This window comes from Psychrobacter sp. 16-MNA-CIBAN-0192 (assembly GCF_040309565.1).
Taxonomy (GTDB): Bacteria; Pseudomonadota; Gammaproteobacteria; order Pseudomonadales; family Moraxellaceae; genus Psychrobacter.
This window is the reverse complement of sequence record NZ_JBEOOX010000002.1, coordinates 1-22,401: the sequence shown is the minus strand read 5'-3', so window position 1 is coordinate 22,401 and position 22,401 is coordinate 1. Positions and strand designations below refer to the sequence as shown.

Sequence of the window (22,401 nt, the reverse complement as noted above, 5' to 3'; positions counted from 1 at the left end):
ATACCAACGTTATTAAGCACTCATAAATTTTGGGGAATAAAAAAGCAAGCCATTTAGCTTGCTTCTTATAGAATAATAATAAGGCAAAATGAGAAAGGAAAATGCTTAATTTAAACGACTGATACCATCATTAATCAGTTTTGGGGTCACAAAAATCAGTAATTCTTGTTTATCATTATTGCGCATGGTACGGCGGAACGCTTGCCCGATATAAGGTAAGTCGCCTAAGAACGGCACCTTTTCTACGCCATTACTGGTACGGTTTCTAAAGATACCGCCCAGTACGATGGTTTGACCATCTTCAACAATGACATTGGTTGAGATTGAGTCTTCAGAAATTGCCACCTGACCGTTAATAATGGTTGGCGTCCCGTTAGTAATATTCAGCTGTAAGCCGATTTTACCATCTGGGGTAATGTTTGGTGTTGCCTCCAAACTCAATGCTGCTTCTTTAAAGCTGGTAGAGGTCGCGCCACTTGCCGCAGCTTCTTGATATGGGATTTGCGTGCCTGATGAAACCTTTGCCGTTTGTTTATCTGTGGTTAAAATCTTTGGCGTCGAGATGACCTCACCCCGATTGTCCGCTTGCAGCGCTGATAATTCTAAATCCAGCATCACATCTGACATACTGAGCAAGCCAAAAGCAATACGTCCGGCAGGATTGGCAACGCCCAAATCGACGTTTAAGTTATCCGGACGGCTGATATCATACTTTGGATACGTAACCGTTTGCCCATTAATGGTGGTGGACTCGATGGTAAAGTTTTTCAAATCATTAATGGTTTGATTACTGCCACCGACCAATAACGAGCGATTATTCGCCGCGCCATTGGATAAGATTCCCCAACGTACGCCAATCTCTTTACTAAAGGTATCAGAAGCACTCACGATACGTGCCTCAATCATCACTTGGCGCACAGGAATGTCAATTTTACTGATCAGCTTGTGAATATTTTCGATGCTGCGCGGCACATCTTTGATAATTAAAGTATTGGTACGCTCATCAACAGTCACTGTACCGCGGTTGGATAGCAGTGTATTATTGTCATCAGCACGGTTGCTGGTTGTGCCACCTGAGTTACCGCCTGAGCCGCCACTGCCTTGCGAAATAAGCGTTAACACGTCCGCCGCCTTGGCATAACTTAAGCGAATATACTCAGTACGTAGCGGCTCGTAGGCTTCTACTGCCAACTGCGCTTCAAGCTCCTGCGCCTCTTGAGCAGCCAGCTCAGCAGTCGGCGCAACTAAGATAACGTTACCATTTTCACGCTTACCTAGATTTTTACTTTTTAAAATAATATCTAACGCTTGATCCCAAGGCACATTAATCAGGCGTAAGGTAATATTACCGGCAACGGAGTCACTGGCAACCACGTTCATATCTGTGAATTGCGCTAAGATATCCAGTACTGTACGAATCTCAACATCTTGGAATTCCATCGACAGCGCTTCACCGGTATAGACTTTTTCTTCTAGGGTTGGTTCACGCAGCAATTCAGGCTTACGAATACCGATATTGAGCTGATTGCCTGATTGAAACGCTTGATACTCATAATCAGCATTCATATTAATGGTAATGACACCATTTTGACCTTGATTGCTGGTATCAATACTGTTCACCAAGCCACTGTTTACATTCAAGCGGCGCAGTAAATTTCTAGGCACAGTACTACCAGTCAAACGCACAATAAGCTTATTGCCTTGCCGCTGCACATCGACAGGAATGGCTTCATTTGCCAAGCCGATACTAACATTACCGCCGCCATCAGCGCCGGTGGCAAAATTGAGTGCCGTCAAGCCGTCATAACTGTACTGGCGACTGACTTGCGATGAGGCAAGGCGTGGGTCTAATAGTGGATTGACACGCACTACCATGGTGTCGGCTGGGGCAGAATTTTTAACTGTCGTCGTGCCTGTGACGATAGGCGCAACCGCCACACTATTGGTTTCAATGATAGGGGTAACAATTGCTGTGGTTGTTAAATTATCATTATTGGTGACATAAACATCGGGCGTAACCACCACATTAGGGACGGTCACGCTATTTTGCCTTGTAATAATTGGGGTGACGACTGGAGTGACAACCGACGTAGTAACCGGAGTCACCACAGTAGAGCGCACGACTCTTTTATTAGTCGTCGGGCGATTCGGCTCCGATAAAGTCAATAATAAATCATTGCCACTGATAGCCGTGGTATAACTGCCCTCTTGCTTAAGCCCCACAATAAGGCGTGTGGTACTGTCACTATTTAATGCCGTGACATCTTTTACCATGCCAATATTGTAGTCGGTCGCGCGGGTACTTAGACCATTTTGTACTTTATCAAAATCTAATACCAAACGACTGGGGTCAGTAAGCTGGTAGGCGGTGGGCACTACCGGCGCGGCTGAGAATCCTAGACGTAATTGGGTAACTGCAGGCGACGTTTGAATCACGGATACGTTATTGATACGCGAGTCTGCATAGGCGCTGCTACTAATGGCAATCATACTGGCGGTCAGAGCCGGTAATGTAAAAGTAGAAGCAGAAATAGCAAATGTCGCTGAAATACATTCGCGCATCGTCAGCCTTTTATTCCTTGCTACCTTATTCTTGCGTACTGTCATTACTTATTCCTCAAAAAATCTGCCAACTTAGCTAATAGGAGAAACCAGCGACTGCGGTCTTTCGATAAACCCGGCGCGGCTGTCTGGCACAATTTCAATCAAATTAATCTGAGTTGGTGTGATTTCAACGATACGGCCATCATTTAAACCAAGATAATCGCCCACTTGTACACTAGCGACTGAACCATCAGGACGTTGTACCAACGCATATTGCTTGCCCTCTGGTGATATCACTTGACCACGGAAGATCAACTGCGCAATTTCGTACTGCTCAAGTGGCTCTTTGGTACGGCTAATATCTGGGCGAACCCCTTCAAAGGAGGCTTCAGGTGCCTGCACACTAACCAAACTCGGCGGTAAAAACGGACTGCGCAATTGGCTGGCGCTATAGACAAAATCCTCTATTAGCTTTGCTTGTGGCGGCGTCTCAATAGGCTGTGCCGGCTCACTGCGAATATCATACATCGCCTGCTCTGCCATGCCAATGCGATCACTGCAACCGGTCAACCATATCGCCGCAATACTCAGTGTTAATACTGCCGGCAGCTTAGTCAATAGAGATGGTGAGATAGTCATTAGTTCTCTCCTGCGCTATCATCAGTGGCGGCAGGAGCACCTTCTTCCACCGTATTTTCTGCAGTAATTTCTTTTGAGCGATAGGTTTTGGCTTGAATAATTAAGTTCAGCTCCGGTAACTTATCTAAAGTCGGCTGCGGATTGATGACCTCAAAATCATGCATGGTAAAAATACGCGGTAAGGCAGCAAGACCGCTGATAAAACTACCAAATTGATGATACTCACCCAATGCCGCAATACGAATCGGCTGCTCAATAAAGAACTCCTGCTCAATTTCCGGCTCAACTGAAATATCTTGAAAGCGAATATTACTGCCAACGCCGGTCATATTAATGCCTTCTAATAGCTCTGATACACGAGTCTCTTTGGGCAACTGATCAAGCAGCGTGGTGAACTCGGTTTCCATTTGCGCCACTTGAGTTTTATAAGCATTAAGATGTCGGGCTTTGGATTCTTTTTCGCGATAGCTGGTCAGTAGCGTTTGTTGCTCACCTTCAGCAGCAACAATTTCATCCAGCTTGCTACTGATGGGCAGCGCCCAAGACAAAGCGGCAATCAGTGCCACAATAAAAAATAGCACAGTCACTTTAACTGGTACTGGCCAGCTGCCGTAGTTTTCAGTATCTAATGACTCAAAACTGCGCCGGAATTCATTAAAATCAAAAGACTTTCTAGGCGTGGCTGTTTTTTTCTTTTTTAATAAGGTTTTTTTGCGGATAAGTTTCATGACCCTTCTCCCGACTCAGATGGAGGGGTAGGCACAGGTAGCGTACCAGCTGCATCAGTCTCTGCCTTATCCGTTTCTAGTTGCACTTGAGTCGTAATTTCAAATTGCACATAACTGTCTTCTGGATACACAGGGCGCGACTGCTCTCCTGTTGTTACGGTCGTACTCAGGGTCGGCGCAGGTGCATAGGCAGTGATGTTTTGCTGAATATTGCGTACGGCAGAATTACCCATCCACTCACTGTTGTCTAAGCTACGAATCAGGCTCGATACCACATTTGGGTTATCAGCAAACCCAATCAACGTAATCAGATCCCCTTCACGCTTTAGACTGGTGAGATACAAGGCCGGCGGAATAGCATTGGCAATATCATCCCACAGCCTCACGGGTACAGGACGGCGACCTTGCAAATCCTGAATAACCTGCATACGAGCGATGATATCTTCACGGCGCTGCTCTAAAGTATCAATCTCTTTTAACGCTGCATCTAATCGGCTATTTTCTTGCTCGATAAGCGCATTCGCGTCCCGTTGATCTTGCAGCTCATTATTAAAATAGCTCCAAGTTGCAAAAGCTGACAATAGCGCTAATAAAACCACGGCCACAACCAGCGTCATGAATTCTTTGTTACGGCGTGCGCGTTCTTCTTGCCGCCAGGGCAATAGGTTAATACGAGCCATTAATCAAAGCTCCTCAAAGCCAGTCCACATGCCGCCATTAGGCTTGGGGCATCAATGGTCAGCTGCTCATTATTGATATAAGGATTAATAGTCATATTAATAAATGGATTGGCAACCGTCACCGGCACCCCTAATTTTTGCTGAACCATACCGGCAAAACCTGGAATAGAGCTACTACCACCGGCAAGCACCAAATGATCGACGCTGTCATAAGGGCTAGATGAAAAATAGAACTGTAAAGATCGGGTAATTTGCTGAATAGCGCTTTCCATAAAAGGGATCAATATTTCTGGATAATAATCATCCGGTAGCGTATGCTCAAGCTTATTGATAGTGGCTTCTTCAAACGACAAGCCATATCGATTCTGTATGGCCTCAGTTAACTGCAAACCACCAAACAACTGTTCGCGACTATAAACAAACTTTCCATCTTTAGCAACATATAAAGTGGTTTCATGATGCCCAATATCAACCAATGCTACCAATTCGGGCATATTGCTCAAATTATCAACCATTAAACCGAAGGCACGTTCTATTGCATGCGATTCAATATCCACTATCTTGGTCTTAAAACCTGCCAGCGTCAAAGCATCTACATATAGCTCCACGTTTTCTGAACGTGATGCGGCAAGCAAAACTTGCACTAGATTCTCATCCAATAACGAGGGTCCCAGAACTTCAAAGTCCAAATTGACTTCTTCTAGCGGATAAGGAATATACTGCTCAGCATCTAGGCGAATCTGAGCCTCACGCTCTACATCTGTTAACAGCAGATCCATATCGATGATTTTAGTAATCACCGATGAGCCAGAAACTGCAGTAACAGCTTCACGACCGTTGACCTGACAACGCCTTGCTAGCGCAGCAATTGCCATACTGACAGCCTCTATATCTATGATTGTCTTGTCGACAACCACACCTGGTGCTAAGTGCTCGATACCGTAGGTCTTAAGATGGAATGTGCCGTGCTGCCGTTCTATAAAAACGATTTTTATGGAGGTAGCGCAGACATCTACCCCAACTAAGTGTCGCCCCCGTGGAGAAAATAGTCTCACTACCTCAATCCTTTATATTAAGTGTACAATTTAGTACTTATCTGTAAGAATACAATACAATACGTTACTTACTACAGACATTCAAGTAAATAGACGCACTATTGTAGAGTAGTTACACTTTTAATGTAACTCGTTTTTGTGTTCAAGGTATAATATTCCATTTGTTGCAAATTTTAACCGATAAGTCTCATTATGACCAAAAACATCGCTACCGCTCGTCTGGTTCACTTTTTAGTGGGGCTATTTATTGCCTTTTTGGCCTTGGCCGTGATTTTAGCCCTTGCTGTGCCTATTGGGTTTTATGGTATGGCAATGTATTTGTCACCAACGTTACCTAGTATTCAAGAGATTAAAACCGCAAGCTTAGAGATGCCGTTACAGATTTATAGTAGCGATGATAAGCTCATTGGACAATACGGTAATCGCTTATCACTTCCTGTCTCATTTGAGCAGATTCCAGAGGATCTGACTCATGCCTTTTTAGCCGCTGAAGACTCATCATTTTTTCAGCACAGTGGCATTAGTATTAAAGGTCTGGGTCGTGCAGTAACCGAAGTCGTTACGGATGATGAAGGACAGACAGGCGGCTCCACCATCACTATGCAGGTGGCGAAAAACTATTTTTTAAGTTCTGAGCGCACTCTAAATCGTAAGCTCACAGAGCTGTTTGTCGCCCGAAAGATGGAAGATGAGCTTAGCAAAAATGAGATTTTAACGTTATATGTGAATAAGATTTATCTGGGTGAAGGTGCCTATGGTATTCGTGCTGCCGCCAAAAAATATTATAGCAAATCGCTAGATAGACTGAGTATTGCTGAAATGGCGATGCTTGCAGGTCTACCCAAAGCGCCCTCTAAATATAACCCAGTTGCCAATCCAAGCCGTGCCTTAACTCGGCGCAACTGGATCATCGGTCGCATGCATGAGCTTGGCTATATCACTCAAGCACAACATGATACGGCCATTCGCGCCCCCATCGGTCTGAATCTTTATCAAGAAAAGCTTGATGTTAATATGCCGTATTTAGCGGAAATGACACGCTATGCTTTAGTAAATCGTTATGGCGAACAGGTGGTGAATGGTGGCTGGCGTGTTAGGCTGACGGTCGATAGCAAAGCACAAATTGATGCTGAAAAGGCGGTGTTAAAAGGTTTATTAGCATACGATCATCGTCATGGCTGGCGCGGCGCTGAAGCCAATGATAAACCATTAGAAAAATTCCGAGCTTACGGTAGCATGATTCCTGCCAAAGTCACCAAAGTCAGCTCACGCAGCTTTGAGGCGACCATACCATCTGGCGAAAATATCACGGTGCAATGGTCAGGTATGAGTTGGGCGCGCAAGTATTTCTCAGCCGACCGTATTGGCAACTACCCTGGTAACGCCGGACAAATTGTTAGTAAAAATGACATCATACGCTTGGTTAAAACTGAAAATGGCAACTGGAAATTGGCGCAAGTACCTGATGTTCAAGGCAGCTTGGTATCCTTAAATCCTGAGAATGGCGCTGTTAAGGCGTTAGTTGGTGGCTTTGATTTTAATCATAGTAAGTTTAACCGTGCCCTTCAGGGTTGGCGTCAGCCAGGTTCAACCATTAAGCCACTGGTCTATACCGCAGCGTTAGAAAAAGGTTACCGTCCAGACAGCATCGTCTCCGACCGTCCTATTCAAGTGGGCGACTGGAAACCAAAAAATTCCGACGGGCGTTTTTTAGGTGATATCTCCTTGCGCCGCGGCTTATATTTATCACGCAACTTGGTTTCTATTCGCTTGCTACAAGCCATTGGTATCTCAGATACGTTAAGCTTACTGGATCAATTTGGTCTTGATAAAGAAAAGCTGCCCACTACCCTCTCTTTAGCCCTTGGAGCAGGACAAGCAACACCGCTTCAAATGGCAACAGCTTATGCCACATTTGCTAATGGTGGTCACCGTGTTCAGCCCTACTTCATTGAGCAAATTTATAATTATGATAATAAATTATTGTTCCAAGCCAATCCTCAGCAAGCCTGTGCCGTATGCTTTAATGAACAAGTAGGCGAGCTCAATAAAAAACTGCTTGAAGCGCATCGTAAACCTGTTGAAGGTAATGAAAAAACTGAAGACAAAGATAAAGGTAAACAAGACAAAATCTCTAACGCAGATAAAGCCAAGAAAGAAGCAAAAGATAAAGCCGAATATCTCAAAGCACTAACGCTAAGCACGTATAACGCTAGCCCCATGTCCGATCGCCTGCAAGCACCAGTGATTCAATACGTTCATGCGACCCAAGCACCGCGCATCTTAAAACCGCGTGTTGCCTATGAGATGGCAGACATCTTACGAGATGTGGTTCAGCACGGTACAGCAACAAAAGCGAGAGCGTTAGGTCGTGGTGATATTGGCGGTAAAACAGGAACGACCAACGAGGCCAAAGATGCTTGGTTTGCAGGCTTCCACCCCACCAGTGCAACCATTGTCTGGATGGGATTTGATCAACCTGAAACATTAGGTCGCCGTGAGTATGGTGGCGTGGCAGCTCTACCCGTATGGATTGACTTTATGCGAGCGCAACTAAAAGGCGTTCCTCATCAATGGGTATCCGTAAATAATCGCTCAAAATCTAAAAAGCAGAAAAATCGCATTATAGAGATGACCGATAATGGCGTGGTAACCAGCGAAGAAGATACGGATATGGAAACGGGCGAGAGTGTAAAGCCAGTTACCCCGAAAAAACAGCAGCGTAAACAGCCAGAACCTGAACCAGTGCTGGGTGATAACTTTGAAGGTATTGATAACAAACGCTTATCATCGCCCGCAACTGGTAAAGATAGTGATAGCCAAGGTCAAACGCCATTAAAAGTAACGCCGACCGACCGTATGCCAGCGCTATATTAATAAGATGAACAAATAAGGTAAACGGTTGATACCGTTTTATCCTGCTGCTAATTACAGCGACTTTTAATATACTATGCTTGTTCAGTTTTACTGAATAAGCATTTTTATTGCCTATTCAAAGCCAAAAACTCAATAAGTCATTTTACCTCTTATAACTATCTCCTTTACATTTTCTCGTTATTGTTAGCAGCCCGCTCTATAGCGCTATTCATATCACCATGGCTGTTATTAAACCCGTAACACGCAATCAAGCACCTTTACACATTATCATGTGCTATTTTTTAAATAGAAGTAATAGACTACAAGTAAATGCATATATTTATTAGAATATTTAAGGATTATTACAGTACCCTGAGCACAAAAAAGCCAGCAACATGGCTGGCTTTTTAAGAAACATTAGACTGACTTATAAGAGCTCAATGGAGCACCTGATACTATTATTCTGACGGGGTGCTTTGGCTTAGCTCTTGAGCAAATGCCTCATCGAAACTTGTAAAGTCTTTGCTATCACTATTCGCAGTCGTCATATCAAAGGCTGCATTCATATCTTTATCCTGCAACTTCTGCTCTGCTTTCTCTTTACGCGCTTTATGATAAGCAAGACCAGTACCAGCCGGAATCAAACGTCCTACTACTACGTTTTCTTTCAGACCGCGTAGCTCATCAACTTTGCCCATAACAGCCGCTGCCGTTAGAACACGTGTGGTTTCCTGGAATGATGCGGCTGAGATAAAGCTTTCTGTTGCCAAGCTGGCTTTGGTAATACCTAATAGCTGACGCTCAAACTGAACTGGGAATTTATCTTCGCCTGTTAGTTTCTCATTGAGCGCTTTAATATCTGCATATTCAACTTGGTCGCCTTTAAAGTGATTTGAATCACCGCTATCGGTAATCTCAACTTTACGCAGCATCTGACGAATAATAACTTCGATGTGCTTATCGTTGATTTTTACACCCTGCAAGCGATAAACGTCTTGAACTTCGTTGACGATATAGTTAGCAAGTGCAGTTTGACCTTTTAGGCGTAAGATATCATGCGGGTTTTGTGGACCATCAGCAATAACCTCACCGCGTGCTACCGTCTCGTTTTCAAACACGTTGATTTGACGCCATTTTGGAATCAATTCTTCATGAATCTCGCCATCTTCATTGGTAATGATAAAGCGATTTTTGCCTTTAGTTTCTTTACCAAAGCTCACAACACCCGTCATCTCAGCCATGATAGCGTGATCTTTTGGACGACGTGCTTCAAATAAGTCAGCAACACGTGGTAGACCACCGGTAATATCTTTGGTACCTGATGATGCTTGTGGTACACGACCCAAAATTGAACCTGCTGCTACTTTTTCACCATCGCCAACACGAATGATAGTTTCAGCCGGTAAGAAGTAAACCACTTCTTTACCTTCGTCAGTGTTCAAGATAATTGCTGGACGTAAGTCTTTTGCTGAGCTTGAACGGTCACGCGTAGCTAGAATCTCAAACGAGCTCATACCAGTCGCATCATCAACTTTTACGGTAGCCGTTAAGCCATCAGTGATTTCACTAAAGCGTGCGGTACCAGCAAATTCTGTGATAATAGGATGCGTGTGCGGATCCCATTTCGCGATAGTTTGACCGCCTTCAACTTGATCGCCATTTTTCACGAGTACGCTTGAACCATACGGTACTTTATAACGCTCACGCTCACGACCAAGGTCATCAGTCAACGCAATTTCAGCTGAACGCGATACAATAACCAAGTGACCATCAATGTGTTCAACGGTTTTCATATTTTCAAAATGCGCTTGACCGGCATTACGTACAGAGATGCTATTGTCCACAGACGCTGAGCTTGCTGCCCCGCCCACGTGGAAAGTACGCATGGTTAACTGAGTACCCGGCTCACCAATTGATTGGGCTGCCATAACACCAACAGATTCACCAATATTGACTTTATGACCACGTGCCAAGTCACGACCGTAACATTGAGCACATACACCATGTGCCACATTACAGGTAATCACTGAACGTACCCAAATGTCATCAATCGCGTTTGCATCAAGCGTATCAACCCAATGCTCATCAATCAATGTACCGGCTGGAATCAATACTTTTTCAGCATTATCATTATAAGTCACATCACGCGCGGTCACACGACCCAGTACAAGATCACCAAGTTTCTCAATGATCTCACCACCTTGAATATGCGGCGTCATGAGTAGACCAACATCTGTACCACAATCATCAGTAGTAATTACTAAATCTTGCGCTACATCCACCAAACGACGGGTCAAATAACCTGAGTTAGCGGTTTTCAATGCGGTATCGGCAAGACCTTTACGTGCACCGTGAGTCGAGATAAAGTACTGAAGTACCGTCAAACCTTCACGGAAGTTGGCTTTAATTGGCGTCTCAATAATTGAGCCATCCGGTTTTGCCATCAAGCCACGCATACCGGCAAGCTGACGAATCTGTGCTGCACTACCACGAGCACCAGAATCTGACATGATAAAAATAGAGTTAAATGACTTCTGCTCTTCTTCCTCACCTTGCGCATTAATAACTTTATCCGTTGCCAAGTTATCCATCATCGCTTTGGCGACTTTATCATTGGTACGTGACCAGATATCAACCACTTTATTATAACGCTCACCAGCGGTCACAAAGCCTTGCTCGAACTGATCTTCAATTTCGCGCACTTCAGCTTCGGCAACTTCGATGATTTGCTTTTTAAGTGGCGGAATAACCATGTCATCCAGACCGATTGAAACACCAGATAATGTCGCTTGGGCAAAACCAAGATACATCAATTGGTCAGCAAACATAACGCTGTCTTTCACGCCCATCTTACGATAACAAGAGTTAATCAGACGCGAGATATTTTTCTTGGTCATCTCTTGATTGCATTCATCAAAAGCCATACCAACAGGCATGATATTCCAAATCAATAAGCGACCAGCAACAGTATCTTTGATACTTGTCTCTTTAGTACGATTACCATCATCATCAATATGCGTTTCAGTGACACGCACTTTAATTTTAGCATTTACGTGTAAGTCGTTAGAACCAATGGCACGTAAAGCTTCATTAACGGTGGCAAAAATCATGCCCTCGCCTTTAGCGTTTACTGATGAGCGGCTGATGTAATACAGACCCAATACCACGTCTTGTGACGGTACAATGATCGGCTCACCGTTCGCAGGTGACAAGATATTGTTGGTCGACATCATGAGCGCACGTGATTCAAGCTGTGCCTCTAAGGTCAACGGCACGTGAACGGCCATTTGGTCACCGTCAAAGTCGGCGTTAAACGCAGTACAAACTAGAGGATGAAGCTGAATCGCTTTACCTTCAATAAGTACTGGCTCAAATGCCTGTAGACCCAAACGGTGAAGCGTTGGCGCACGGTTAAGAAGTACTGGATGCTCACGGATAACCATGGCCAGCATATCCCACACTTGTGGCTCTTCACGCTCTACCATTTTTTTGGCAGCTTTAATCGTCGTTGCTAAACCATGTGATAATAGTTTGTTATAAGTAAATGGCTTGAATAACTCAAGTGCCATCTTCTTCGGTAAACCACACTGATGTAGACGTAGGGTTGGACCAACAACGATCACCGAACGACCAGAATAGTCAACACGTTTACCTAGCAAATTCTGACGGAAACGACCTTGCTTACCTTTGATCATATCAGCCAAAGATTTCAATGGACGCTTGTTACTACCCGTAATGGCGCGACCGCGACGACCGTTATCAAGTAGGGCATCTACTGATTCTTGCAACATACGTTTTTCGTTACGTACGATGATATCAGGAGCGCTTAGCTCAAGCAGACGCTTAAGACGGTTATTACGGTTAATAACGCGGCGATATAAATCGTTCAAATCTGAAGTCGCAAAACGACCACCTTCTAGTGGTACTAGCGGGCGCAAATCTGGTGGTAGTACTGGCAAGATGGTCATGACCATCCATTCAGGTTTATTATTAGAATCGCGGAACGCTTCTAACAATTTAAGACGCTTAGACATCTTTTTAAGCTTGGTCTCAGAACCTGTTTGCGGAATCGCTTCACGCAAATCATCAATCTCGATATCTAAATCGATATCTTTTAATAAGTCTTGAATTGCTTCTGCGCCCATTTTGGCAACAAACTCATCACCAAATTCTTCCAATGCTTTAAAATAATCTTCATCATCAAGCAATTGATACTTCTCTAAAGAAGTCAAACCCGGCTCGGTCACGATATAGCTTTCGAAATATAAGACGCGTTCGATATCACGAAGCGTCATGTCTAATAATAGACCAATACGGCTTGGTAATGATTTTAAGAACCAAATGTGCGCAACAGGGCTCGCTAGGTCAATATGACCCATACGATCACGACGTACTTTAGCGGTGGTGACTTCAACGCCACATTTTTCACAGATAACGCCTTGGAACTTACGACGCTTGTATTTGCCACACAAACATTCAAAATCTTTTACTGGACCAAAAATTTTGGCACAGAACAGACCGTCACGCTCAGGCTTAAAGGTACGATAATTGATGGTTTCAGGCTTTTTAACTTCACCATGCGACCATGACTTAATAACGTCAGGTGATGCCAAAGTAATTTGGATGCTATCAAACTCATGATTACCATTGCTGGTAGGGCTTTGCATGATATCGAGTAAATCTTTCAAGTTGCTTCTCCGTTATCTCTATAATCCTATAATAGCGTGCTAAACATGATGCTAGTATAGAAATGAAGGCAATGAATAGGGTTAAGATAAGTCACTAAAAGCAGCAGCACTAGCTACTGCTTTTAGGAGGACAACTGCATTTTATAAAATCGTTAATGCGTTTTATAAGAATTAGTTGCTTTGTTTTAACTCAATATTAATACCCAATGATTTGATTTCTTTGGTTAGTACGTTAAACGATTCAGGCATGCCTGGATCCATATACTGTTCACCATCGACGATGTTTTTATACATACGGGTACGTCCTTCAACGTCATCCGATTTCACCGTTAGCATTTCTTGCAAGGTATAAGTGGCACCGTACGCTTCTAGTGCCCATACTTCCATCTCACCAAAGCGCTGACCACCGAACTGAGCTTTACCACCAAGCGGCTGCTGCGTCACTAGTGAATAAGAACCAGTTGAACGTGCATGCATTTTGTCATCGACCAAATGGTTCAATTTCAGCATGTACATATAGCCGACCGTTACTTTACGGTCAAACTTCTGACCAGTACGACCATCATATAATGTTTGCTGACCATCTCTTGATAAACCAGCAAGCTCAAGCAAGTCTTTCACTTGATGCTCATGTGCGCCATCAAATACTGCCGTACCCATTGGCACACCAGCACGCAAGTTGTTGGCAAGTGCCATGATGTCGTCATCTGATAAGCTATCAAGATCGACCTGTTCGCCACCAACTTTATTATAAATTTGGTCTAAGAAATCACGTAAGTCTTTCATCGCCGCTTGCGCTTTGAGCATACCGTCAATTTTTTCGCCCAAGCCTTTTGCCGCCATACCTAAATGGGTCTCAAGTACCTGACCAATATTCATACGCGATGGTACACCAAGCGGATTTAGCACGATATCAACGGTATTACCATGCTCATCATATGGCATGTCTTCAACCGGCATAATGCGTGAAACCACACCTTTGTTACCATGACGACCCGCCATTTTATCACCAGGCTGGATGCGACGCTTAACCGCTAGATAAACCTTAACAATTTTCTGTACGCCATGTTGCAAGTCATCGCCAGCAGTCAATTTGCGTTTTTTCTCAGCAAACTTACTGTCGATGTCTTTTTGCTTATCAACCAAATATTCTGCAATTTGGGTCAAGCGTTCAGAGATTTCTTCTTCAACAGGCTGAATGTCAAGTAACGTCTCAAGACTCATGTCTTTCATGTCAGCAGCAGCCATAACGGTACCGGCTTTTAGACCAGAACCACCACTTACTTTTTGACCATCTAATAAACTTGCGATACGACCACGAGCCGCTTCCTCAAAGATACGTAGCTCTTCTTTTAAATCTTTGCGATAGCTATCAAGCTGTGATTTTTCAATCGCTCTTGCACGTGCATCTTTTTCAACGCCATCACGGGTAAAGACTTGAACGTCAATAACCGTGCCTTTACTTGATGTTGGAACACGTAATGAAGTGTCTTTCACATCAGCGGCTTTTTCACCAAAGATTGCCCGCAGTAGTTTCTCTTCTGGCGTCAGTTGCGTCTCACCTTTTGGCGTGACTTTACCAACTAAGATATCGCCAGCATCTACTTCAGCGCCGATATATACGATACCAGCTTCATCAAGGCTTGATAATGCTGCTTCACCAACGTTTGGAATATCGGCAGTGATTTCTTCCGTTCCAAGTTTGGTATCACGCGCCACACAAGTCAATTCTTGAATATGAATAGTGGTAAAGCGGTCTTCTTTAACAACTTTTTCAGATAAAAGAATAGAATCTTCGAAGTTGTAACCATTCCACGGCATGAATGCAATACGGATATTCTGACCCAATGCCAACTCACCAAGATCCGTTGACGGACCATCAGCTAAGATATCGCCTGAAGCGATTTCGTCGCCTTGGTTAACAATAATACGTTGGTTAATACAAGTGTTTTGGTTAGAACGGGTGTATTTAACTAAATTATAGATATCAATACCTGCTTCACCAGCAATCATCTCATCTTCATTAACACGAACCACAACACGCGAAGCATCAACGTCTTCGATCACACCGCCACGCTTAGCGATCACACAAACGCCTGAGTCACGCGCAACGTGACGCTCCATACCCGTACCTACTAACGGCTTATCAGCACGTAGCGTAGGAACTGCCTGACGCTGCATGTTCGAGCCCATCAAGGCACGGTTAGCATCATCATGCTCTAGGAATGGAATCAAACCAGCAGCGACCGATACTACCTGACTTGGTGACACATCCATATGGGTCACTTTTTCTGGCGGCATACGGACAAATTCACCATAGCTACGGACACTGACCATCTCATCAGATAATGCGCCATCAGCAGTTACTGGTGAATCAGCCTGTGCAATGACCGTACCGACTTCTTCAATTGCTGATAGATACTCAATAACATCCGTTACCTTACCATCAACCACACGGCGATAAGGCGTCTCTAAGAAGCCAAAGCTGTTGGTTTTAGCAAAGGTCGCTAATGAGTTAATCAAACCAATGTTTGGACCTTCAGGAGTTTCAATCGGGCATACGCGACCATAATGGGTATCATGTACGTCACGAACTTCAAAGCCTGCGCGTTCACGGGTCAGACCACCGGGTCCTAGTGCAGACACACGGCGTTTATGCGTCACTTCAGACAATGGATTATTTTGATCCATAAACTGCGATAACTGACTTGAACCAAAGAATTCTTTAACCGCAGCCGCAACTGGCTTTGAGTTAATCAAATCTTGCGGTGATAAATTATCAGATTCTGCTGAGCTTAAACGCTCTTTAACCGCACGTTCAACACGTACTAGACCAACACGGAATTGGTTTTCTGCCATCTCGCCTACTGAGCGAATACGGCGGTTACCCAAATGGTCAATATCATCGACTTCGCCGCGACCGTTACGGATTTCAATTAGCTCTTTTAATACGTTCACGATATCGGCATTGGTCAATACACTACGTTCACGTTGAATATCAGGATCATCAGTATTTTCGAACTCTAACCCTAAACGGCGGTTAAATTTCATACGACCAACATTTGATAAATCATAGCGATCCGCATTAAAGAACATGCTCTCGAATAATTTTTCAGCAGTTTCAATCGTTGGTGGCTCACCTGGACGCATGACTTTATAGATTTCAACCAGCGCTTCTTCACGAGTTGAGGTGCTATCGGCACGTAACGTATCAGCGATATAACTGCCCTGATCAATATCATTAGTAAATAGAATACTAAATTCTTTAATTGACTCACTGGCTTCGAATGCACTTAATTTAACCAATAATTCATGGTCAATTAGAGTATTAGCACGGGCAATAACTTCATCATTAACAATGATATCTTCGGCTAAAATACGCTCATATAAGTATTCATCAGGAATCGAGATTTTCGTCATACCTGCTTCTTCAAGCTGACGAATACGGCGCGCATTAATGCGTTTACCTTGCTCAACAACCACGGTACCATCAGGCGTTGTGATATCAAATTGCGCCATTTCACCACGCAAACGATCAGCAACCAAATCAATCTCAAACTGCTCTTCGCCTTTATAAACGGCTACTTTTTCAAAGAACAGATCTAAAATCTCACCAGTACTTAAACCTAACGCACGCAAAATGATAGAAGCAAGTAATTTACGACGACGGTCAATACGCGCAAATACCAAATCTTTAGCATCAAATTCGAAGTCTAACCATGAACCACGGTAAGGAATAATACGCGCGTTATAAAGCACTTTACCACTTGAATGTGACTTACCTTTATCATGATCAAAGAAGACACCAGGTGAACGATGCAACTGAGAAACGATAACTCGCTCAGTACCATTAATAATAAAAGTACCGTTAGCGGTCATCAATGGCATCTCGCCCATGTAAACGCTTTGCTCACGGATGTCTTTAATTGCTGCTTTGCTGTCTTTATCTTTACTGTCTTTATCCTTGATAATCAAACGAATTTTGACGCGCATCGGTGCTGCAAATGTTGAACCGCGTAGAATACATTCGCGCTCGTCAAATTCAGGCGTGCCTAAATGATACTCAACGAACTGTAACTCTGCATTACCAGAGTGACTTTCGATCGGAAAAATAGAAGAGTATGCCGCTTGCAAACCAGTATTCTCACGAGCTTTTGGCTTTTTGTGCTCTTGCAAAAATTGCTCATAAGAATCTACTTGAATGGACAACAAATAAGGAATGTCCATTACAGTAGGCAATTCAGCAAAACTTTTGCGAATACGCTTTTTTTCAGTATAAGAATATGCCATCGAGAGTCCTTACAGTAAACGTGGAAACAAATTAAAGCGTAACCAGTTTGCAGCAATATTTTGCAAACATAGCAACGTAAACGATAATAAAAAATAGGGTGTCATATTAAGTACGGAATATTTGCTAAACCCAATCTCATAGCAAGCATTCCGTACTTAACAGTGATAAATCAGCTAACCTCGATTATTAGTATCTAATAATAACGAGTATCGTCGACAATAATTACTGTCTATAAGCTCATTTACTGACAGTAAAATCATGTTAAAATATTTAAAAGTAATTATTACAACAGCTATCAATTTTAAATTTTAGAAAAAAGACAGTATTATTAGAAAAGACAGCAGACACAAAAAATCGCCAAATATCTTCGGATATTTAGCTTGTCTTAACTGCTCATAAAAACTTGCGTGCGTGCGTGCATATATATCGTGTGTCCTTTTGATGGGTATCCACCGTGCTAATGCATACGACTGTTGGCAGACACAAAAGGTCAAGCTACGAATTATAATAAAAAAAAGCCAGTAATGCAAGGCATCACCAGCTTTTTTTGTACAACACTACTATAAGCTAAGCTTATTTTAGTTCAACAGTTGCACCAGCTTCTTCAAGTTTCTTTTTCAACTCTTCAGCTTCAGCTTTGTTAGCGCCTTCTTTGATTGGAGCTGGAGCGCTCTCAACCAAATCTTTCGCTTCTTTTAGGCCAAGACCAGTAGCTTCACGTACGGCTTTAATTACGCCAACTTTCTTCTCGCCAAAGCTGGCAAGAATTACGTCAAACTCGTCTTTTTCTTCAGCAGCAGCAGCAGCAGGGCCGGCAGCAGCAGGTGCAGCAGCGACAGCAGTAGTTACGCCGAATTTTTCTTCCATAGCGCTGATTAATTCAACGATATCCATTACTGACATTTCAGCGATTGCGTTTAACACGTCATCTTTAGATAGTGCCATGAGAACTCTCCGTTATCTGATAAAATTTAATTGATTTTAATATCGCTTAGATTGCTTGCCAAATTTTCAAATAGGGTTGGCAATATAGTGCAATCGGCGATGTCAAAGTTACGTTAAAACAAGCAATTATGCCGCTTCTTTTGCGTCTTTGATTGCTGCTACCGTGCGAACAAGCTTACTAGGAACAGCGTTCATAGTTTGAACAAGCTTGGTTACTGGTGCATTCATAGTAGCCATCAAGATAGAAAGTGCTTCGTCGCGAGTTGGTAGCTTCGATACGCGCTCTAGCTCTTCTGGACCATAAACAACACCACCAACTGATACCAATTTGGTCTCTAAAGCTTTGTGATCTTTGCTGAAGTCAAAAATGACTCGTGCAGCAGATCCCAAATCTTCCATAGAGAAAGCCAAAAGTAATGGACCAGTCATACGGTCTGACATGCTCTCAAACTTAGTGCCTTCAAACGCGCGTTTCGCTAGGGTATTTTTTACCACTTTTAAAACGACGCCTTTTTCACGGGCTTGTTCGCGCAGCTTAGTAAGCTTTGCAACACCAATACCATGATATTCGGCAGCTACTGCTGAGTAAGCATTAGCAGCAACTTCAGACACTTCAGCCACAACTTGTTGTTTTTGCTCTAGCGTTAATGCCATAAGTTGACTCCTTTAATCTTACCAATCCGCTCATGATTTAAGTCTGTAATACTCGAAGTATAAATAACTTAAACAACTTGCTAAGACTGACTTGATACGACACGCTATACATAGACGGTAATCTCTGTATAGCGACTGATTACGGCACCGTTATCAGAATGACATCAAGTGATAGCCTAGCATTAATACTAATCTATCGGCTTTTATCAACAACTGGGTGGGTCACCGTCTGCGTAGGCCAACTAAGATTTTCATCTGTCATCGATTAACAACAGCAGCTTTTTTAAGATTAAAGATAAGTTAGTACTTATGATTATTCTTTATAAACTGCTCTTTACCTACGGTCTTAGACAGCGTAGCGAGCTACGCTGACCTAATGTTTAAAATTGGGATTTGTTTATTATCTAATCTCAAATAAAGGATTATGATAATAAACAAGAATCTTTAGCACTAATCTTATTTATTAAGACGATGCGGTACTGGATCAATAGCAAGACCTGGACCCATAGTGCTAGACAAGGTAATACGCTTGATATAGACACCTTTAGAGGTAGCAGGCTTAGCACGACGTAAGTCAGCTAATAAAGCTTGAGCATTTTCCATAACTTGTTCAGCAGTAAAGCCAACTTGACCAACTGTGGTATGGATAATACCGGCTTTATCAACACGGTACTGAGCTTGACCAGCTTTAGCGTTGGCAACAGCTTCAGCAACGTTTGGCGTAACCGTACCGACTTTAGGGTTAGGCATTAGACCACGTGGACCTAAGATAGTACCCAATTGCCCAACAACGCGCATTGCATCAGGAGCAGCGATAACGATATCAAAGTCCATGTTGCCCGCTTTGATTGATTCGGCTAGGTCTTCAAAACCAACGATGTCAGCACCTGCTTCTTTGGCGGCTTCAGCAGCAGCACCTTGAGCAAATACAGCAACGCGTTTGGTTTTACCAGTACCAGCAGGTAAATTGGTTGCGCCACGAACAACTTGATCAGATTTACGTGGATCAACACCCAAATTTACAGCGATATCAATAGACTCTTTGAATTTTAACGCTGGTAAATCATTTAAGATTTGTACCGCTTCTTCAATGGTATATAGCTTATCGTTATCGATACGGCTATTGATTTCTTTTTGACGTTTGGTTAGCTTACTCATTTACACACCCTCCACGGTAATACCCATTGAACGGGCAGTACCAGCAACGGTACGAACAGCAGCATCAAGGTCAGCTGCGGTTAAGTCTGCATCTTTAGTCTTAACAATGTCTTCAAGTTGTGCACGAGTAACCGTACCGACTTTAGCGGTGTTAGGTGTGCCTGAACCTTTAGCAATGCCAGCAGCCTTACGCAACAAGTACGCAGCTGGTGGAGACTTCATGATGAAAGTAAAAGATTTATCACTGTATACTGTAATCTCAGTTGGGATCGGTAGACCCGGCTCTTGACCTGAAGTTGCAGCGTTAAATTCTTTACAGAAAGCCATGATGTTCACGCCTTTTTGACCCAATGCTGGACCAATCGGTGGTGAAGGATTTGCTTTACCTGCAGGGACTTGCAGTTTGATGTAACCATCAATCTTCTTAGCCATGATTCTCTCCTAAATGGGTAATAACGCTAAATCAATATACAGATGTAATTGACTAACAGCTCCCCGGTTGATAATTTTTTTGCGGGTCTAGTCGAGTTTTTCAACTTTACTAAACTCAAGCTCGACCTGAGTCGGTCGATTAAATACGTTTACAGTTAATTGTAGCTTAGACTTTTCATAATCCACTTTTTCAACCAACCCTTTAAAGTCAGTAAATGGACCATCTATCACTAATAATTCTTCACCTGGCTCGAACAATGTTTTCGGACGTGGCGTCGCTTCGGTTTGATTCAAGCGATTTAAAATGCGATCTGCTTCTACTGGCGTAATTGGCGCAGGCGCTTCAGCCGTACCACCAATAAAGCCCATAATACGCGGGCATTCATTAACAATGTGCCACGTATTATCATTCATCTCCATCTGGATCAAGACATATCCTGGAAAGAACTTACGCTCACTTTTACGCTTTTTGCCGTCTTTCATTTCGACGACTTCTTCTGTTGGGACTAATACATCACCAAAAGATTCAGCAAATTCACTACGATTGATGCGCTCGATTAATGAACGTTGTACTTGTTTTTCATATCCTGAAAACGCTTGGACAATATACCAACGCATATCACGCTCCTAACCGTTATAAGTAACATCTAAGTGAATAGACACATGAGTTAATGGGTATAGAAGTTAACAGACACCAACTAGAATCGCCCATAATAGATGAGCGCCTAATTTAAATTAATCTATTAACCAATAAATAAGCCCACGAACCAATTGAAGAAATTATCTAATAACCAAACGATAAAACCAACAATGGCAATCACGACAATGACTTGCCATGTATATTGAAACGTTTCATCTTTACTTGGCCAGGTGACACGGCGTAATTCCACCGCAGCATCTTTCAATAAAGTCTTAAACGCACGACCTTGATGGGTCAGTGCTAAACATACTAATGCAAAGACAAAAAGGGCGACAATAATGCTAATCCGTATCCAAACCTCATTGGCGGGTTGCCAATAGCCTGGTAAATACTGATTAACCAATGTCGCACCGATTAATACTATGATCGCTAATAACCATAGCATGATATCTTTTGTTGAACTGGTTTTTGCCACTTCCACAGCAGACGTATTGGTCGCTGATATGTGGTTATTTTTAGTCAGTAACCCACCATTAGCCGCCTTGGCATCAGATAACGTAGTGTCGAGGTTATCTTGATTGTTGCTCATAAAGGACTCGCTTTAGAGATGATGGGATACTACAAAGATATACTAAAAGATGGCAGGCGATGTAGGACTCGAACCTACAACCCTCGGTTTTGGAGACCGATGCTCTACCAATTGAGCCAATCGCCTAGGGGTGTTAAGGCTGCTAATTATACAAGATTTTAAAGATAATGCAAGTTATAAGCACATATTTAATCATATTAATCCAATAAGACGGTTATTAATGATCATATTGCAGCAATAAAGACAGTAAATATCAGACTATAAACCCACTTGTATATATCGTTATAAGGTTACTATAAATAAATTATAAATGCTTTCTATCTTAATACTGCTAATTACCACCCTGCATCAGCAGCCACAAAAAAAGCCACCCCCTTTCGAGGATGGCTTTTAACTAACCGTTTGGCATTAACCTAGGGGTTAACTCTTAAACGTTAACGTTAGCAACAACACCAGCGCCTACGGTACGGCCGCCTTCACGAATAGCGAAGCGAAGACCTTT

General features: G+C 43.0%; 15 protein-coding genes and 1 tRNA gene. 1 reads left to right on the top strand and 15 read right to left on the bottom strand.

The window, feature by feature from the left end:
- Positions 1–105: 105 nt before the first annotated feature.
- The 5 genes from AAEY78_RS01950 to AAEY78_RS01930 are packed head-to-tail and all read right to left on the bottom strand — an operon-like array spanning position 106 to position 5,646.
- Entirely contained in the window at positions 106–2,607 is a 2,502-nt protein-coding gene (locus AAEY78_RS01950) for a type IV pilus secretin PilQ (protein ID WP_352336860.1), read from the bottom strand.
- Positions 2,608–2,634: 27 nt separating this feature from the next.
- On the bottom strand, positions 2,635–3,183 hold the full coding sequence (locus AAEY78_RS01945; RefSeq protein ID WP_352336858.1) for a pilus assembly protein PilP: 549 nt from the start codon (positions 3,181–3,183) through the stop codon (positions 2,635–2,637).
- Positions 3,183–3,911: a type IV pilus inner membrane component PilO gene (locus AAEY78_RS01940; protein ID WP_352336856.1), complete on the bottom strand. Its 729-nt coding sequence runs from the start codon at positions 3,909–3,911 to the stop codon at positions 3,183–3,185. The genes AAEY78_RS01945 and AAEY78_RS01940 overlap by 1 nt, the downstream gene beginning before the upstream one ends.
- Positions 3,908–4,591 (bottom strand): PilN domain-containing protein, encoded by a 684-nt coding sequence (locus AAEY78_RS01935; protein WP_352336855.1) that lies wholly within the window; start codon positions 4,589–4,591, stop codon positions 3,908–3,910. The genes AAEY78_RS01940 and AAEY78_RS01935 overlap by 4 nt, the downstream gene beginning before the upstream one ends.
- Complete coding sequence (locus AAEY78_RS01930; RefSeq protein WP_352336853.1) at positions 4,591–5,646, bottom strand: pilus assembly protein PilM; 1,056 nt, start codon at positions 5,644–5,646, stop codon at positions 4,591–4,593. The genes AAEY78_RS01935 and AAEY78_RS01930 overlap by 1 nt, the downstream gene beginning before the upstream one ends.
- A 192-nt stretch (positions 5,647–5,838) precedes the next feature.
- Here AAEY78_RS01930 and AAEY78_RS01925 point away from each other — a divergent pair, with 192 nt between their 5' ends.
- Positions 5,839–8,523: a penicillin-binding protein 1A gene (locus tag AAEY78_RS01925; protein WP_352336852.1), complete on the top strand. Its 2,685-nt coding sequence runs from the start codon at positions 5,839–5,841 to the stop codon at positions 8,521–8,523.
- Positions 8,524–8,960: 437 nt separating this feature from the next.
- Here the strand turns inward: AAEY78_RS01925 and rpoC are convergent, their stop codons facing one another.
- The 10 genes from rpoC to AAEY78_RS01875 form a co-directional block, all read right to left on the bottom strand.
- Complete coding sequence (rpoC, locus tag AAEY78_RS01920; RefSeq protein ID WP_352336850.1) at positions 8,961–13,190, bottom strand: DNA-directed RNA polymerase subunit beta'; 4,230 nt, start codon at positions 13,188–13,190, stop codon at positions 8,961–8,963.
- Between the two features lie 171 nt (positions 13,191–13,361).
- Positions 13,362–17,480 (bottom strand): DNA-directed RNA polymerase subunit beta, encoded by a 4,119-nt coding sequence (rpoB, locus tag AAEY78_RS01915; protein ID WP_352336848.1) that lies wholly within the window; start codon positions 17,478–17,480, stop codon positions 13,362–13,364.
- A 574-nt stretch (positions 17,481–18,054) separates the two neighbouring features.
- Entirely contained in the window at positions 18,055–18,426 is a 372-nt protein-coding gene (gene rplL / locus AAEY78_RS01910) for a 50S ribosomal protein L7/L12 (protein WP_352336847.1), read from the bottom strand.
- 126 nt (positions 18,427–18,552) lie between these two features.
- Positions 18,553–19,080 carry a 50S ribosomal protein L10 gene (gene rplJ, locus AAEY78_RS01905; protein ID WP_325246736.1) on the bottom strand — a complete coding sequence of 176 codons (528 nt, stop codon included), beginning with the start codon at positions 19,078–19,080 and terminating at the stop codon, positions 18,553–18,555.
- 456 nt (positions 19,081–19,536) lie between these two features.
- On the bottom strand, positions 19,537–20,238 hold the full coding sequence (gene rplA, locus AAEY78_RS01900) for a 50S ribosomal protein L1 (RefSeq protein WP_352336845.1): 702 nt from the start codon (positions 20,236–20,238) through the stop codon (positions 19,537–19,539).
- Entirely contained in the window at positions 20,239–20,670 is a 432-nt protein-coding gene (rplK, locus tag AAEY78_RS01895; RefSeq protein WP_352336844.1) for a 50S ribosomal protein L11, read from the bottom strand.
- Positions 20,671–20,757: 87 nt separating this feature from the next.
- Positions 20,758–21,288 (bottom strand): transcription termination/antitermination protein NusG, encoded by a 531-nt coding sequence (gene nusG / locus AAEY78_RS01890; RefSeq protein ID WP_352336842.1) that lies wholly within the window; start codon positions 21,286–21,288, stop codon positions 20,758–20,760.
- Positions 21,289–21,413: 125 nt separating this feature from the next.
- Positions 21,414–21,899 (bottom strand): preprotein translocase subunit SecE, encoded by a 486-nt coding sequence (gene secE / locus AAEY78_RS01885; protein WP_352336840.1) that lies wholly within the window; start codon positions 21,897–21,899, stop codon positions 21,414–21,416.
- 50 nt (positions 21,900–21,949) lie between these two features.
- Positions 21,950–22,025, bottom strand: a tRNA-Trp gene (locus tag AAEY78_RS01880).
- A gap of 301 nt (positions 22,026–22,326) precedes the next feature.
- Positions 22,327–22,401: EF-Tu C-terminal domain-related protein (locus AAEY78_RS01875; RefSeq protein ID WP_502943629.1), on the bottom strand; the 75-nt coding region annotated here is incomplete at its 5' end.